A 16,677-nucleotide genomic window follows, 5' to 3' on the forward strand; every position below is an offset into this window, starting at 1 on the left:
AAAATGACAATGAAGCTCAAGGGTAAAATGGAGAACTTTGAAGAGAAAAAAGCGGCGTATATGAACCTGATTAAAGAAGGTGCTGACGCCGAAAAGCAAGCAGTGGCATGGAATGAAATGCAGGAATCGCTAGTTGGAGATCTTACGGAGAAAATCACGACTCAAGTCCGTAACGATAACGTTGATAGTCAAATCCTATCGTCCAGAGGTCAAAACGTACTGACATCTGAAGAACGCAAGTTTTTCAATGCGGTTGTTGACTTTGGCGGTTTTGATGAAGATTCCATCCTACCGGTTACTACTCAAGAACGCGTGTTTGAAGACTTGGTTGCAGCTCATCCGTTGTTGGATGCAATCGGTTTGCAAGACCTGGGTGCGGTGACTCGTTTCATCTACTCGGACCCAACTAAAACGTTCGCGTGGGGCAATCTTTTCGGAGAAATCAAAGGTCAAGTTGGCGCGGCATTCCGTGAAGAGCAAATTGGCCAACTGAAACTTACTGCATTTGCGGTAATCCCTAAGGACATGTTGGAACTTGGTCCAGTATGGGTCGAGCGCTACGTTCGTACGTTGCTGGTGGAAAGCTACTCTGTCGGTCTTGAATACGGCTTGGTAAATGGTCGGGGTCCATCTCAGAGTGAGCCAATTGGCTTGATTAAAGATGTTGCGGCGAACGGTGCTATTACTGATAAAACATCGTCTGGTACACTGACATTCGCCCCTTCTCAATTTGGTGAAGTGGTAGCCGGGGAACTGCACGATGTCATTAAGGCACTGTCTACTGACGCCGCTGGTAAATCACGCAAAGTGCTGAACAAGGTCGTCATGGTTGTGAATCCGGTGGACGCCATCAGCGTACAGTTCCGCAACACGATCCAAACAGAAAACGGTCAATGGGTGACGGCGCTTCCGTATAACATTAAGGTTGTTGAGTCCGAGGAAATCCCGGCTGGCCAAGCGTTGTTCTTCGTTCAGGGACAATATCTTGCGGCTCTGGCTGGTGGATACAAAGCAAATAAATTTGACCAAACGCTTGCAATCGAAGATGCGATGCTTTATACGATCAAACAATTCGCTAACGGTAAGCCAAAAGACAACAAAACTGCATTGCTTTACGATCTGGATATCCAATTTGGCGCGGTTACACCGACCCCTTAATCGGGGTCTTCATCCTGCATTAAGGAGTGATTGGAATGTACAAGGTAGTTAGTAGATTCAAAGAAAACAAACATACCTACGAGGTCGGTGACGTTTATCCCAAGGAAGGTGCACAAGCGACTAAGGCGCGACTTAAGGAATTGTCGTCAACCAAAAACAAATACAAACTGGTATTCATCGAGGAAGTCCAGGAAAATGACAAGGGGTGATACCAATGGTAATTACTCCGGTTATCCTACAAGAATTCAAGGATCGCATGCGCTTGGAAGATGGAGAGGATGAGAACTTAACACGAATCCTTAAAGCATCATACGAGGATTTAACGAATATTTGCGGTGAATACGACATTCTCACAAACGAAAGATTTAAAGAACTGGTATTTGAGCGCTCCCGTTATGCTTATAACGATGCACTTGAATACTTTTATACCAATTTTCTAACGCAAATCAACAATCTAAACCTTGGTAAAGCGCTGGAAGCAATCGAGATAGAAGGTGATCCCAATGCAACAACCTAAGTATCGACCACGATTGAATGCCGGGAAGCTGAATCGGCGCATTGCCATCCAGAAGAAGGGACGATTAGTGGACGATGCGGGTTTTCCTGTTAAAGATCCGTGGGAAGACGTCTTCAATCCTTTGTGGTCCCATCGCGAACCCATCCGAGGACGTGAATTCTTTGCGGCTGCTGCTGCTCAAGCAGAAACAACGGTTCGGTACAAGATTCGATTCCGAGAGGGGATTACCTCGGATATGCGCTTAGTTGATCTAAAGGATAATCGAACCTATGAACTTACCGCCGTGCTAGATGACGTATTCAATGATCGCACTGAAACGCATCTCATGGCAAAGGAGCTAACCAATGGCTAGTGGCGGCGTAGAGCTTCAAGGCGTTGAGCAGATGCTTGCAAACATCCGGCAGAAACTAAATTCAGGCGTTCATCGCGTGGAAAATCAAGGCCTTCGGGCAGCCGGTGAAATAGTAGCTGCAGCTCAACGTGAAAAAGTTGTGCGAAGCAATATTGATCATGTTCATATTGAAGATGACATCAAAGTAAGTAATGTGCGGCGAGATGGGTACATGGGACAACGCTTTATTCTAATAGGTCCTGGCAAAAAGACGGGATGGAGGGCGCACTTTTTGGAGTATGGAACCAAAAAAACACCAGCTCAACCTTTTGTGTATCCTGCATTTCACGAAAACAAAGCACGATTATCACAAGTCATTGCAATCACGATGAGGAAGGGGATGGGGTAGGGGTGTTTATCGATCTTAAAACGGATATAAGACAAGCGCTGCTAAATAATGCGGCGCTTTTTTCTTTGCTCGAAGGGCCTCATGTCTATCCCCTTGTCTCTCCTGATGCCAGTTTGAAGACGTACATCACTTTCCAAGAGATTACGAACTTTGATAATAACTTCGCATCAGATAAGGCGCTCAGTAGCGAGATTCACTTTCATTTTGACATCTGGACTCCGTATAATACCGGCCCCATAGCTACCGAGGTTGACCGGACGATGGAAGAACAGAAGTTTTTTCGCGCGAGTGCCCAAGACGGTTATGACAGTACGTCCCAATCATTTCGCAAGATTTTAAGATACAAAACAATCAAACTCGGAGGTTGATATTAATATGGCTAATGAAAAAATTGCAGTGCCTGTAGGTTTGCAGGATATCTACTACGCTAAACTGATCAAGGATGACAAAACTGGTGTGGAATACGACACTCCAATCCCGATGCTACCAGCGATCACAGCTAATGTAACGCCTACCGTTAATTCGGCTACGCTTAATGGTAATGATGGACCAATTGTCACAGCGAACGCTCTAGGGCCGATTACTGTCGAAATTGGTGTAGCAGCCCTGCCGCTCGCAATGCAAGCCGACTTATTGGGATCCACTATTGATGCTGATGGATTACTGCATGACGGTGGAGATGACCAAGCTCCAGAGGTGGCGCTTGGTTATCGAAGATCCATGAGTGACGGAAGTTTTGTATATATATGGCTCCTTAAAGGTAAGTTCCAACTCCCTGCTGAAGAAGCGCAAACGAAACAAGATGATATTAACTTCCAAACACCAACCATCACCGCCACATTTCTAAAAAGATTGTACGATGGCAGATGGAGAACAAGAGCTGAAAGTAGCAATCCAGATAGTGCAGCGAAAATAGCTACTTGGTTTGATGCGGTTCCTGTTCCATCTTCAGTACCAACTCCTTAAAACAAACTTTACTACGCAAGAGAGGGTCTAAACCCTCTCTTTTTATATTGAGAGGGTGGAGTCATGAAGGACAAAAAAACCCCAATTGAGTTAGACAAAGTAAGATACATCATGTTTGATTTAAACGCGTTTTATGAAACGGAACAACATTTCGGTTCCTTTAACGGAATGATAGAACAACTTAATACAAATCCAAAGGGCGCGATTCCTCTGCTCTTATGGATTGGCCTGCTGCATGACGATGAAGCTTTAACCGTAGAACAAACCATTGAATGGACCCATGACATTTCACATTATTATATAGCTGAGAAAATACTTCAGGCGGTATCAATAGGACTGCCAGAATCCAATACATCGAATACAACCAATAAACCAAGTACCGACACCGCATCCATAGAAAAAGGATGGGATTGGGCTTGGTTTTTTTATATGGGAACCGTCCTCTTTAACAGAAGTGAGGCGGTCTTTTGGCGTACAACGCCGCGCAAACTTTTTGCCATGTGGGATATCCATCGGCAAGTAAATGGGCTTGATCAGGCGCAACCGGAAAGTAAAGAAAGCGCGCAGGCTAGAGCGTTTGTTGACCAGTACCTATAGGGAGGTGAGAAACATTGTCCGAAAACATGGAAGTCGCTAATCTAGTCACCAAGCTATCCATTGATGATACTGGCGTTGAAAAATCAATGGCTGAACTAACCCGACAAATGAAGCTAGTAGAAAGTGAATTCCAAGCTGCTACATCTAAGCTCGGGGATCATGCGAGTTCACAAGATGCTCTGAGTACAAAGGCTGACGGATTGAACAAGAAAATGGAGATCCAAGCACAGCGGATCGCCAAATTAAAGCAACAGCATGAACAGGCAGTAGCATCAAAAGGTAAGGATGCCGCAGAGACGCAGAAGCTTGAAACTAGGCTGAATAAAGCTACAACTGAATACAATAAATTGCATAATGAACTACAAAAGACAACGGCTGAGATAGATAAGCAATCATCTGCTTGGCACAAGGCTTCGCAGGCCATTGATGCAGCAGCGAAGAAGATGGATGACATCGGCGGTAAGATGAAGGCAGCCGGTCAAGAGATGACCACGATGTTAACCTTGCCTATCGTTGCTGTTGGGACAGCGGGGGCCAAAGCATCTATTGATTATGAATCTGCATTTGCGGGTGTTAGAAAGACTGTAGATGCAACAGAAGAGGAATTTAAGCAGTTTTCCGCAGAAATAAGACAACTGTCTAAGGATATTCCTGCATCAGCAACAGCTATTGCGGAGATTGCTGAAGCAGCCGGTCAATTGGGCATCAAGAATGAAAGCCTAATGAGCTTCACACGCACCATGGCTGATTTAGGCGTAGCACGAATATGTCAGCGACAGATGCAGCCACGGCACTTGCTCGGCTGGCTAACATTACACAGATGCCGCAAGAAAATTTTGACCGTTTAGGCGCCACAATTGTTGAATTGGGGAACAACTTAGCCACTACCGAAAGTGAAATTGTAACGATGGGCTTACGGCTTGCTGGTGCTGGTAAACAGATCGGCTTGACCGAAGCGCAAATCCTTGCATTCGCCGGCTCCTTGTCCTCGGTAGGTATTGAGGCAGAAGCAGGCGGTACAGCATTTTCCCGTGTCATGATCAACATGGCTATGGCTGCTCAAATGGGCGGCGAAAGCTTGGATGACTTCGCGGCCGTGTCTGGCATGTCTGCTCAACAATTCAAGGATACATTCGAAAAGGACGCGGCATCTGCTCTATTGGCCTTTATTGAAGGGTTAGGGCGCATGTCAGAAGCCGGAGAAAACACCTTCGCCGTACTGGATAAGATGGGAATGTCTGAAATCCGGGTTCGTGATACATTGCTTCGTACATCCGGTGCAGGCGATGTTTTGCGTAACTCGCTTGAAATGGGAACCAAGGCGTGGGAAGAGAACACAGCACTGATTGACGAAGCGAATGAACGCTATGAAACAACAGCATCACAACTAAAGATGCTAGGCAACCGGATCATAGACGCTGCTATCACGCTTGGTGATGCGCTTGTACCGGCTATTATGGCTGCCCTAGATGCGTTAGAACCGTTGTTCACATCCATCGAAGAAGGAGCAGCGTGGTTCGCCAGCCTTGATGCCGAAAGTCAGAAAACTATTATAACCATGTTTGCTTTGGCAGCGGCAGCCGGTCCTTTACTAATTGTCAGTGGGAAGTTGGTTCAAAGTATTGGGTCACTTATCCCTGTAGTAAAAGGTTTAGGACTAGCGTTCAATTGGCTAGCTGTAACACCTTGGGGGTTAGTGGTAACCTCTGTAGCTGCGGTTACAGGTGCATTTTTCGCAATCAAAAGTTCGATGGATAGCAACAAGGAAGCTGCTGAGAATTTAGCTGCCGCTCAATTGGAATTACAGAACATACAGGAAAAAGGTATTAACTATGAAGAAATCGCAGCTACTCAGGAAAAAATAGAAAAGCTCAATGAACTTGCAGAAACTTATAACAAACTTGCCACATTGGCTTCGCAATCGAACAGTGCACTTAGAGGCGAAAGTGGAGCTAACAGAGCTCTTATTGAGGCTTCTCAAAAGCTAGGAGTTAACTTCAAAGAATTAACAGCGGAAGCAGCAGCATTAGGTGTGGAATTAAAGTTTGTTGATGAAAATGGAAAAGTGGCAGCAGCGTCTAGTGAGCATCTTGCTCGTACCATCAAAACTTTAGCTAAAGCAGTAAAAGATGCTGAAAAAGCAAATTCGGAATTAATTGTTGAATCAGGTAAGAAACTGGTGGCGCATAGACAAGAGGCCGCAAACATTGAGAATCTTCTGAAAACTTATAAGAATGCTAAAAAAGGTTCGAATGAGTGGGCGCAAGCGCAACAAGAATTGATCAGATTGTTCCCTCACCTAGCTTCTGGAACCGATGTTAATACTGAAGCTATTGAAAAACTAAGTGAAGCCAAACGACAAGAAATTCAACTTGAGTGGGAAAGTGTTAAATCAAAGACAACTGAAGCGTTAGCGGCTAAAGAAAATGCAATAGCGAGGCAAGAGGCTGCAATACTAGTTGCTGAAGGAATTAATAAAATATCAGGTAGCGGCGGTCTAGCCGAAATCATACTAAACAGAATGAATGGTGAATTAGCTAGGTTACGTGGGGAGGCAGCATCCTTACAAGGGATACTCCAGAATGGTGATCCTAACAAATTGCCGCCGACACCGGTCGCACCGCCTGCAACGATTGACCTAGGTAAAGTAACCAAACCTAAGACCCCGAAGACTCCGAAAACTCCAAAAGCTAAGGCCTACGAAAACAAAGCCTTGGATGAAGCTTATCGGCAATTAGAGCATAAAAAACGCATGGATGAAATGACTCTCGAAAGCGAATTGAAGACGCTTGAACAGATCAAGGCGAAGCATGTAAAGACAGCATCAGAGCGAATGGAGATCGAGGAGCGTCTACATGATGTACGAAAGGCGCTAGGGGATCGAACACTTGCGAATGCTCTTGACGATCTGGACAAGTCTAAACGCCTCGGTAAGCTCACGGAGGAACAGGAAATCCAGCGTCTAAAGAGGATCAGAAAGCAGTATGCCGACTCCGCTGAAGAGCGCAAACAAATCAGTGACATGATCTTTGACGCCGAACTCCGGCACCAGGAAGCGCTCAAAAAGAAGATTGAGGAAGAAAAGCAGCTCCGTAAGGAAACGACAGATTACGTCTCTCAGCAATTGCAAGCGGCTTATGAAGACCGTCTGGCTCGCGATGAATTCACGGCTGAAGAACAGTACAAGCTTCACGATAGACTCTTAAATGACCAAATTTATCTGAATAATAATTACCTCAAAAAGGTTCTTGCTGATAATCGGTACACTGCAGATGAAAAGAAGAAAATCGAACGCGAAGTCACTGAGGCAGTAAGGAAACAAACGAATGAGCGCTTGAAGCTAGAACGCGAGTACAAAGAAAGCTTAAAGAAAATACTTGAAGACGAACAGAAGGCCCGAATAGACAGTATTAACAACCTATCAAAGGGAGTTCAGGACGCTCTTAGGAACAAGTATCAAGAAGAAAAACGGGTTGCTGAACAACGTATCCGCGATGCTCAACAGGCGAATGAGGACTGGAAGAAGTCCCAACTAGACTCGATCAAGGCTGTCTATGATGCTCGTGTCCAATCAGCACAACGCGCTGCAGATGCAGAAATAGCAGCGATTGAAAGCACGTATAATGCCCGGATCGAGGCCATCCAGAAAGAGTTGGACGCGCTGAATGAGTCTGAGAAACAACGTAGCCGTGAGGAAATGGATGCAGAGGATCAAAAGAAAATAAACCGACTTGAAGGTCTGATTGAGTATGAACGTGATGACTTCAATCGCGCTCAATTACAAAAAGAACTGAACAAGGTTCTTGCTGATCAGGCTGAACGGCATCGCCAAGAACAGCTACAGGATCATAAAGACGCGTTGAAAACAGAACAAGATGAGCTGAAAAACAAGCAAAAAGAAGAGATTGAAGCCATCAAAGAACAACTTGCTGCTAAAAAGGAAATCATGCTTGCGGAGTATGAAGCGCAACAGGCTAATATCAACGCCATATACGCTGCTCAAAAGGCGTCTCTTGATCAGCAATTGCTCGACACACAGAACCATTATGCTCAACTTCTGAGCGCCAAGAGCCTGCAAGCAGAAGCCGAAAAGATGATCATTGATAAGCAGCAAAAGGAGATTCTTGAACTACTTGATAGTTATGGGGACAATTACAACCAGGCTGGACAGACGCTAGGTGAGCAGATGGTAGCGGGATTCAAGCCGCAAGTGGATGCGATATCCGCTATGATTGCGAATGTCGTTGCTCAAATTAATGCAGCCCGTAGTATGGCTGTAGCAGCAATGAATGAAGCATCACAAGCAGGAGCTGCTAATAATAATCAGAACGCGAACAGCAATAATTCAAATTCGTCTAAGTCTGGTCCGGTTCAGGGGCACGTGACGAGTGTAACACAAAATTTCTATACCCCGGTTACATCACCTTCGGATATTTCAAGGGCCGGGACCAAGGCTGCACAACAAATGGCAATGCAAATGTAGGAGGTGTCGAATTGCAAAGAGTCACATATGTAAACCCGAGAGGCGAATCTGTTGTATTCGGCACCTTCGGGTCTTTTGTGTTGGAGAAAATAGAAGGTACGGGGGCGCCGCCGCTAGATATTAAATCTACCAAGTCGCCTTATCAAGATGGTAGCAGCTTTGTAAGTGCGCAGTTTACGGACAGAGATATATCTTTAGTCGGATTTATTAAGGCTAGGAATCAGCAAGAGATGTATGAACGCCGTAGGGATCTGGTTCGTATTTTGAATCCAAAGCTCGGCCCCGGAAAACTGGTATACAGCAATGACGCCCGGAGTTACGCGATAACAGCAATTGCCGAGGAAAGTCCTGTGTTTAATGATCGTTATGTAAGCAATCAAATGTTCGCCGTTAACTTTGTTGCTAATGATCCGTATTGGAGGGACGAGAACGAAACGGTTAAAGGGTTGCGGTTTGAGGCGGGTGGAATGACGTTTCCTCTTAGATTGCCGACTCAGTTTGCGTTTTCTGCCTATCGGGGTACTTTTACAAATTCGGGAGATGTAGCTGCACCATTGGAGATAAGATACCAGGGGCCAGCCACAAATCCAATTGTCGAGAGTGAGACGACCGGAGAATACATCAAGGTTAATTATGAGTTGTCTGACCAAGAGACGTTAATCATCAACACAGCCTTTGGCAATAAACGCGTTGAGGTTTTGAATGAGGATGGCAGCCGAACAAATGTATTCAACTGGATCGATCTAGGCAGCACCTTCTTCCAACTTCAACCGGGGCAAAACATACTCAAGTACGGATCGGACAAAGACAGTGATCAACAGGCAGCAACGGTTACTATCTACTGGCACAATAGATTTGTGGGGGGGTGATGATCATTAATGCTCCATCTGTAAGGATACTAGACACAGATTTTAATCTGCTCGGTGAGATTGACAACTACGAGAGTCTACAACTGACAAGGCGCTTCTATCGTCCGGGTGAGTTTGAAATGCATATCCAGATTGGCAAGCGTCATACAGATCAGTTGTTACATGATCGGGTTATATACATCAACAATCAGCCTCACAAGTCGGGCATTATTCGTCACAGGGAAATCACCCAGGATGACAACGGGATTGAGACACTTATAGTCCGCGGCCCCACTCTTGGCGGTGTACTGGATCAACGGATAACTGTCACCAATAACTATGATCGTATTCGAGGACCAGCAGAAACCGTCATGAAGCACTATGTAACCAATCACCTTATAAGCAGTATCTACCCAGACCGGAATGTTCCGGTCTTTTCTGTTGCTCCAAATCAATTGAGGGGCAAGGAAACTCCATGGCAGACACGCTTTGAACCGTTAGATCAGGTCATGCAAGAGATAGCGGAATGGTGCGATATTGGATGGTTTGTGCGGCTTGATTTCCAAATAAAAAAATGGGTGTTTGATGTCCTTCCAGGCCGGGATCTGACAGCAGGACAGAGCATCCTACCAAGGGTTATATTCTCACACGATTTCGACAACATTCAATCGCAGCAGTATGTTGACTCGAAACTCCAATATAAAAATGTAGGATATGCAGGCGGCAAAGGAGAAGATGAAGAGCGTTTGATTCAGATCGTGGGTGGCGGCAGTGGGTTTAACAGGCGTGAGACATTCCTAGATATCTCTTCTGCCGAGAACGCCGCTGAACTAATCGAGATGGGCCAGCAAAAGCTAGGTGAATTATCTCCAATTGTTACGTATAACGGTATGGTTTTGAGTACAAACAGTTTCAAGTACGAAAGGGATTGGGATCTAGGCGACCAGGTAACGCTCCAAAATAAAACGTGGAATCTGACAATGGACAGCCGCATTACAGAGGTTAAGGAAATCTACGAGCCATCTTCAAAAGTTGAAATTGTCCTAGGTAATGAAATCCCGACAATTATGAACTATGTGAAACGATTGAGAAACGATGTAAAAAGGAGTGATTAGACATGCCAGAGAAATCAGGCTTTTTTGACTCGACCGCTGATGATATACGGGCATATCCTGCTCGTGACTTTGCTGAGTATTTTGCAATGTTTGTGACGAATGGAGTATTTAACGGCGGGACTAATTTGGAGGTTACTGCCGTCGGTAATGACGCTAACATTCGGTTGAATCTTGGTTATGCATGGATTAATGGCTATGTTTACAGCGTGTTTGATAACCCTATTGTCCTGGGGATACAGCCAGCGACTACACAGGATCGTATCGACCGGGTTATTTTGCGGCTAGATACGAGTACGCCTGTAAGGCTAATCAAAGCAATTATTGTACAAGGTAACCCCGGAGTAACGCCAACACCGCCAGCACTAGTTCGAGCCGGCAACACATACGATCTAAGCCTTGCGCAGATCAGGGTAAGAGCAAATTCAACCATTATTGAACCTGCAAATATCACTGATGAACGCTTGAATCAAACTGTCTGCGGTCTGGTCAACTCATTAATTCGTGTAGATACCGCAACCTTTCAAAGACAGTGGGATGAATTTTTACAATCGATTCAAGATCAAGGCTTTGCGACAACATCATACGTTGATAACAGAGTGCTGACCGGAGGGTACGGCGCAACGACAAACAGTGGTAATGCCTATAGTGTTACACCTGTTCCAGCACCGGCATCATTGGTTGAAGGGTTGAGAGTGACCATTAGAATAAATGCAGCGAATACCGGAGCAGCGACTTTAAATGTGAAGGGACTCGGAGCAAAGAGCATTTTGAAGGCGAACGGAAGTGCTGTAGCATCAGGTAATCTTAAGGCCAACTCTATTTATACCTTGGTTTACAACGGAACGGCTTTTATCTTACAGGGTGAAGGGGGTGAGTATGGAACAGCAGTGGCAGGCGATGTGAGAAGCACAAAAAATATCGGTACTGATAATGGTTTGGTAACAGGTACGCTAATTACGAGAAATACCAGTCAAACCAATATTACTCCCGGACCGACAACTCAAACTTTGCAAGCGGGTATTTACGATTATCCGATTGTCGTCGCTGGTGCACAGATAGTTAACTATGGCACTGTAGACCTGTCATTCCCATGGCAAAACTGGAACACTACATTAGGGGTTAACTTCACCACATTTGCTACCCTTCCATCACGACTAAATATGATTGCATTTACAACTAACATGGATGCAACGACTAGTTTGCCAAGGACACGGATAAACCAAGCGCTGAATGGTGATTTGATCGGAATCGCATTGATGGATAGTGCCAATCGAGCATGGAGATTATTTGAAATTTCAAGTATACACTATGTCTTTATTTCATCTATTCAGATATCAGCACAGGCCAAGACTGCTTCGGTTGTATACCAAATATCAGCAAGTGCTAGTGGCCCACCAGGGAATGCGCTCGTTAATAATTCAACAATGCCTACAGGTTTTAGTTTCGATAACAATGTTAGGCTGGGCGTTTTGACAGATACAAAAGGAAACAACAATGCGCGAGCTGAAGGAAATGGGAAGATAATCTATGTGTAGGGAAAGGATGATGACTTAATGAAGAATGTTGTGTTTGAATTTTTTTCGACTGGGATCGGAACTGTGAGGGCGATTTACTCCAATTTCAGTCCAGATGAGGATAATTTGATTGTAACAGATGCAGAATTGCCAGAACGAGAAGACATTCCAGGCATGAACGCTTATTTACGCATTGTATTAGATACAGGCGAGCTATATTACGATTACGTTGCACATGAAACACTTGATAAAAAAGTATCTGATTTACAGCAAGAAAACGCCGAGTTAAGACAGGCGATTATTGAATTAACCATGATGATGCGATGCCACAATAACCAATGAGGGGAGGTGATAATCATGATATTCACTAAAGATAGTGCGCTCGTTAAGATCTGGTACGGAGCCGTTTTGACAGGTCAATACACACTTGAACAGGTCCCACGGCTCTCCAATCTAAAAGATGTTGTAACCGAATTGGTCAATGAAGTATCTGCTTAACCGGCACGTCACTAATGTGAACGTGTCTTTTTTATGCCCCTGGGTGGTCCGGGGGCTATTTTTATTACAGAGATATAGGGGGACGAGGGGATGAGTCAAATACAAGGGGTGGGTGACATGTCAGATGATAATTCGAAATTACTCGTTGATATACAGATCCAGCTTGCAAGGATTGAAAAGACACTCGAAGTAGTACCTACATTGGCAGCTGCGGTCGAGACATTGAGAGAGATTGCGCGTAACGCTGATCAGTCTGCTAAATCAGCTCATCATAGACTTGATCTCTTGCAAACCGCCAAAGAGATAGCAGATGAAGCATTGCGAACGGCACAAACGGCAATAGCAGAACAGAATGTACAAAAGGAAGATCAGAAGTGGTTTAAGCGTACTTTCTACGGAGCTGTTATTACCGGATTTGCTGGTGTTGTTGTAGCTGCTGTATGGGCTGGGATAAAGCTGGCTGCACTCAATTAATAGGAGGATGAATGAATATGGAATGGAATATGATTTTTGAATTGATAGATCCGCGGCTACTGGTCGTGGTAGCGGTATGTTGGGTAATTGGATATATCTTAAAGCAGACGCCTAATATCCCGAATTGGAGCATTGTGTATATCGTGCTGGTAATTGCGATTGTTTTGACTATTGGATTGCTTGGCTGGTCAGTCGAGTCGGTTATTCAGGGCATATTGTGCGGAGCCTTTGCTGTTTTCGGGCATCAGGCCGTGAAACAAACAGCAAAGGCAGTTGGTGAATCCAATGAGTAGTAAGCTGGCATTCATCCAAAAAATCGCAACCTTTGCCGTGTCTGATATGGCTAAGACCAAAATTCCTGCATCATTAATTATCGCTCAGGCTGCTCTTGAGAGCGCATGGGGAACATCCGGCTTGACGGTCAAGGGAAATAACTTATTCGGAATCAAAGGCAAGGGGACAGCCGGGAGTTGTACGATGCCGACAACCGAGTACGTGAACGGAAAGGCTGTTAAAGTAAATGCAGCATTTCGCGCCTATAATAATTGGGGTGAGTCCATCGCAGATCATACCAAGCTGATTCTGAATGGCGTGAGTTGGAACAGAAATCTTTACAAGAAGGTTATCGGAGTAGATGGAAAGACAGCGGCGAGGGAGATCCAGCAAGCCGGTTATGCTACTGATCCGAAGTATGCTACTAAGCTTATAGCTCTTATGGATGAGTACAATTTATATCAATACGATACGGTAAAGGGGGATGCAGGAAAGGTGCCTGATAAAAAAGAACGTGACATTAATGTGGTTAGTCCATGGGCGGCTTCGACCTGGGAAGAGATGACCAAGAACGGTTACTTTGACGGTACGATGCCGGGTGCGCCAATCACCAGAGAACAAGCAGCTGTATCCATGAACCGATTACGTAAGAACTTCCTGAAACTGATCGGTGGAAATACGGCCCGGATTGTGGAACTTGAAAAGCAACTGCAAGCAATCGAAGCAGAGAAATAAGCAAAAGAACCTACTAGCTATGTGCTGGTAGGTTCTTCTTTATCTCCATCTAATTGATCATCTTATAACTTAAACTGTGCGTCAGTGCCGCCCATCGCCTTAAATGCATCTAACACATTTTGCAGAGCTTTCTTTTCTTGGGCTGTAACAGTCCGGTCTTGATATCTTTCTCCTTGTGATCGGATAACGGTTTTATTGGAATTAATAACTGCATTGATGATATCGTATAGTTCCCCTGTAACCAATGTGTCGTAATATTCCCAAACTCCCCCGACCTGGTTATCTCTATTTACTTCGCTGTAGCTCGGATTAACTGTGTATACTTGATCATCAACTCTCAGCGTGTAGTTATCTATAAACAACCAATTGTCGCCTGTGTACTGGAATCTAACATACAGGACGGGAATGTCACTTCCCTCAGCAGTAGCGAAAAACATGTTAAACCCGTTATCATTTATATACTGAGGGCTTGTTTTATCTTTGTATATTGTGGTTCCAGTTACTTCATCTGTGTTTTTTCTCATTGATGAACTTGCTTGTTCGCGCCTTGCTTTTTCTTCGGCAGCTAGTTTTTCAGCGGCTGCTTTCTCTTCTGCGGCCAACTTCTCAGTAGCAATCTTTTCTTCTGCTGCTTTCTTGTCGAGCTTGGTCTGAAGCTCGGTAACTAATTCATTTATTTTTTTCTCTTCTTCAGATCCAGGGTGCTTTTTAGAAATCGTTTCATATGTTTTGGTTAGTTTCTTGATATCATCAGAAGCAAAATGCGAGTTAGCCTCTGCAAGAAGTTTATCAGGTCCGTTCTTGAAATCGTCTAATTGTTGTTTTAGTGAATCGTTTTCAATTTGAAGTTTTTCTAATGCTTCTTTTGTAGATGCAAGTTCTTCCTCGTTGGTTGCACTAGAGCTTGTCGAACTGCATCCAGCTAATACCCCTGTAATAGCGATTGCTGTGATTAATAATCGGAATTTCATGTCATCCCCCCATGACTAAAGTAATAAAGACAGTTTACCAAAGGTAGGTAACATTTACCATGAATTACTTTTCTATTTTGATTTAAACCCTGATATAATACAAACATAAGTTCCCATCAGAGGTGATAACATGCTCCCGGATAAAGAAAGAAAACTCCATCGAATCCTACTTAACTACCCATCCCACCGCAAAGGCCGAATGCCTATCTTTAAACTGCTAGAAGCCAAAACAGGCCGCACACGAAGCGATATCATGCGCAGCCTGCAATATCTCGAGGACCATGATTACATCACATGGCCTGATAAGACCACCACACAGGGTATCATTGTATTACGTGACGATGCTGATCCTCGCCCCGTACAACCCGGTTTGCATAATCATTGGACCGATTATTAATACTTTTCCCACGTGTTCTCCGGTCCGTCCTTACTCTCGTATATGCTTACGTCCAGTCCAAGGTATTTACGCATGAGGACGGATGCCTCACCTGTCACAAAGGCCCATTGTAACTCCATATCCGATTCATACCCCCGGCACTTAAACTTAACGTGTATGTGATGTTCATAATTGGTTTGCTCATATACCTTCAAGCCCTTATCCCAAAAATGCTTCTTTACAAATTTATGTTCTTCCCATGCCCGGCTGATTGCCAGTTTGACTGCATCGACATAAGGACCCGGCGTCCGCAGATGCTGCTCCATGTGGCGAGAGTCGCGCTCAAACGCTGCAATGACCATAGGCAATATGACTGAGCGTTTGACGTAATATCTATCCTCATGTGTGATGGCTTCCATATAGCTCATATTATGCGCCTCCAAAATAAGAACATATGTTTCATAATACACTTGCGCAATTGTGAATACAAGTCTTGTATAGGATGATTGATCGTAGTAATATTATTCCATACACATAATAGATGACAAGACGTGGAAACTTATTCGTTCATTTGTGAAGCGGTTACAAATACCGAGAGATGGAGGGAATGGAGTGAGAATTTAACAAAAGCTTGCCGAACAGTTATCACCGAACAATTTGTTCGGTTAGACCCGGGGAGCGCGGAATTTAATCCGCTGCTTGTTCATGGAATTCATAGATATCTTCAATGCCACAGCCGAAGATTTTCATTGCTACATAGATGTCCTCTGGTTTCATAATCCTTTCCGTTGAACAAAAGTAGTCGATCATTCGCGGGGAACGACCGGACATATAGGCATACTGTTCGTGGGTCCAACCACGAGAAGATATCAATACATGAAGCAAGCATCTCCCACGGGAGACACGTGGCAATGATGACGCTCCTTTCGAAATGTAGGTGCTGCTGAGTAGGTTAATATTACCATGATTATCTGATAGTTTAAACTTCTGATCCAGTGAAGGAGCTGCGAGACATATGAAAGTATACAAATTTAAGAGTCAGCAAATTCAATCACGAAAGGAAGCGCGAGAATTAATCAGTTCTAATTCGGATAAATTGATTTCTCCATGCTATGTTGATGTATATGCATCGGACAAGATATTTGAGTATTATGTAGAGGAATCAAATATAGTGGGATCTAAGACGCTTATTATAGAAAGAAAATACTTAAAAGCCTCGGAGTAATATATCCGAGGCTTTCACTTATTTATTGACCATTATCAAACATTGTTTTTAATTTGGTCTACAATTGGTCTACAATTGAATCCTTTAGTCAAATAATAATTGTCGATATTATTGGATAAAGGCATATGTACCAAGGGTTTTATGAAATAAAAATTCGGGTGCCCTTTTCAGAGCACCCTCATGGGAG

General features: G+C 44.2%; 18 protein-coding genes and 1 pseudogene. 17 read left to right on the forward strand and 2 right to left on the reverse strand.

Features of this window, described 5'->3' with window-relative positions; all coding sequences use genetic code 11:
• Positions 1–3 precede the first annotated feature (3 nt).
• The 17 genes and pseudogenes from JCM10914_RS25900 to JCM10914_RS25975 all read left to right on the forward strand — a co-directional run bounded on the left by JCM10914_RS25900 (position 4) and on the right by JCM10914_RS25975 (position 13,918).
• Complete coding sequence (locus JCM10914_RS25900) at positions 4–1,158, forward strand: phage major capsid protein (RefSeq protein ID WP_023966582.1); 1,155 nt, start codon at positions 4–6, stop codon at positions 1,156–1,158.
• A 35-nt stretch (positions 1,159–1,193) separates the two neighbouring features.
• On the forward strand, positions 1,194–1,367 hold the full coding sequence (locus tag JCM10914_RS29100) for a hypothetical protein (protein ID WP_023966583.1): 174 nt from the start codon (positions 1,194–1,196) through the stop codon (positions 1,365–1,367).
• Positions 1,368–1,372: 5 nt separating this feature from the next.
• The gene (locus tag JCM10914_RS25905) at positions 1,373–1,675 is read left to right on the forward strand and encodes a hypothetical protein (RefSeq protein WP_023966585.1); all 303 of its coding nucleotides are present in this window, start codon (positions 1,373–1,375) and stop codon (positions 1,673–1,675) included.
• A complete protein-coding gene (locus JCM10914_RS25910; protein ID WP_023966587.1) occupies positions 1,662–2,027 on the forward strand; it encodes a phage head closure protein in 366 nt (121 codons plus the stop codon). The genes JCM10914_RS25905 and JCM10914_RS25910 overlap by 14 nt, the downstream gene beginning before the upstream one ends.
• Positions 2,020–2,415, forward strand: coding sequence for an HK97-gp10 family putative phage morphogenesis protein (locus JCM10914_RS25915; protein WP_023966589.1), 396 nt, complete (start codon positions 2,020–2,022; stop codon positions 2,413–2,415). Before JCM10914_RS25910 ends, JCM10914_RS25915 begins: the two co-directional genes overlap by 8 nt.
• Before the next feature lie 2 nt (positions 2,416–2,417).
• Positions 2,418–2,783 (forward strand): DUF3168 domain-containing protein, encoded by a 366-nt coding sequence (locus JCM10914_RS25920; protein ID WP_023966591.1) that lies wholly within the window; start codon positions 2,418–2,420, stop codon positions 2,781–2,783.
• A 7-nt stretch (positions 2,784–2,790) separates the two neighbouring features.
• A complete protein-coding gene (locus JCM10914_RS25925) occupies positions 2,791–3,381 on the forward strand; it encodes a major tail protein (protein ID WP_023966593.1) in 591 nt (196 codons plus the stop codon).
• A gap of 63 nt (positions 3,382–3,444) precedes the next feature.
• Entirely contained in the window at positions 3,445–3,978 is a 534-nt protein-coding gene (locus JCM10914_RS25930) for a hypothetical protein (RefSeq protein ID WP_023966595.1), read from the forward strand.
• Between the two features lie 494 nt (positions 3,979–4,472).
• Positions 4,473–8,461: pseudogene (locus tag JCM10914_RS25940) on the forward strand (phage tail tape measure protein).
• 11 nt (positions 8,462–8,472) lie between these two features.
• Positions 8,473–9,330: a phage tail family protein gene (locus tag JCM10914_RS25945; protein WP_023966601.1), complete on the forward strand. Its 858-nt coding sequence runs from the start codon at positions 8,473–8,475 to the stop codon at positions 9,328–9,330.
• Positions 9,330–10,424, forward strand: a complete 1,095-nt coding sequence (locus JCM10914_RS25950; protein ID WP_023966602.1) for a siphovirus ReqiPepy6 Gp37-like family protein — start codon at positions 9,330–9,332, stop codon at positions 10,422–10,424. The genes JCM10914_RS25945 and JCM10914_RS25950 overlap by 1 nt, the downstream gene beginning before the upstream one ends.
• 2 nt (positions 10,425–10,426) lie before the next feature.
• Positions 10,427–11,959: a hypothetical protein gene (locus JCM10914_RS25955; RefSeq protein ID WP_023966604.1), complete on the forward strand. Its 1,533-nt coding sequence runs from the start codon at positions 10,427–10,429 to the stop codon at positions 11,957–11,959.
• A gap of 18 nt (positions 11,960–11,977) precedes the next feature.
• Complete coding sequence (locus JCM10914_RS25960; RefSeq protein WP_023966606.1) at positions 11,978–12,280, forward strand: hypothetical protein; 303 nt, start codon at positions 11,978–11,980, stop codon at positions 12,278–12,280.
• A gap of 15 nt (positions 12,281–12,295) precedes the next feature.
• Positions 12,296–12,436, forward strand: coding sequence for a hypothetical protein (locus tag JCM10914_RS29450; RefSeq protein ID WP_162834842.1), 141 nt, complete (start codon positions 12,296–12,298; stop codon positions 12,434–12,436).
• A 90-nt stretch (positions 12,437–12,526) separates the two neighbouring features.
• Positions 12,527–12,910, forward strand: a complete 384-nt coding sequence (locus JCM10914_RS25965) for a hypothetical protein (RefSeq protein WP_023966608.1) — start codon at positions 12,527–12,529, stop codon at positions 12,908–12,910.
• A 17-nt stretch (positions 12,911–12,927) separates the two neighbouring features.
• Positions 12,928–13,203: a phage holin family protein gene (locus tag JCM10914_RS25970; protein WP_148300266.1), complete on the forward strand. Its 276-nt coding sequence runs from the start codon at positions 12,928–12,930 to the stop codon at positions 13,201–13,203.
• A complete protein-coding gene (locus tag JCM10914_RS25975) occupies positions 13,196–13,918 on the forward strand; it encodes a glycoside hydrolase family 73 protein (RefSeq protein WP_023966611.1) in 723 nt (240 codons plus the stop codon). Before JCM10914_RS25970 ends, JCM10914_RS25975 begins: the two co-directional genes overlap by 8 nt.
• 62 nt (positions 13,919–13,980) lie before the next feature.
• Here JCM10914_RS25975 and JCM10914_RS25980 read toward each other — a convergent pair whose 3' ends face one another.
• Together JCM10914_RS25980 and JCM10914_RS25990 are read right to left on the reverse strand one after the other, a co-directional pair.
• Positions 13,981–14,889, reverse strand: a complete 909-nt coding sequence (locus JCM10914_RS25980; RefSeq protein WP_023966613.1) for a hypothetical protein — start codon at positions 14,887–14,889, stop codon at positions 13,981–13,983.
• A gap of 393 nt (positions 14,890–15,282) precedes the next feature.
• Positions 15,283–15,693: a hypothetical protein gene (locus tag JCM10914_RS25990; RefSeq protein WP_023966615.1), complete on the reverse strand. Its 411-nt coding sequence runs from the start codon at positions 15,691–15,693 to the stop codon at positions 15,283–15,285.
• Between the last annotated feature and the right edge of the window lie 984 nt (positions 15,694–16,677).

Source organism: Paenibacillus sp. JCM 10914 (assembly GCF_001315105.1).
Taxonomy (GTDB): Bacteria; Bacillota; Bacilli; order Paenibacillales; family Paenibacillaceae; genus Paenibacillus_AQ.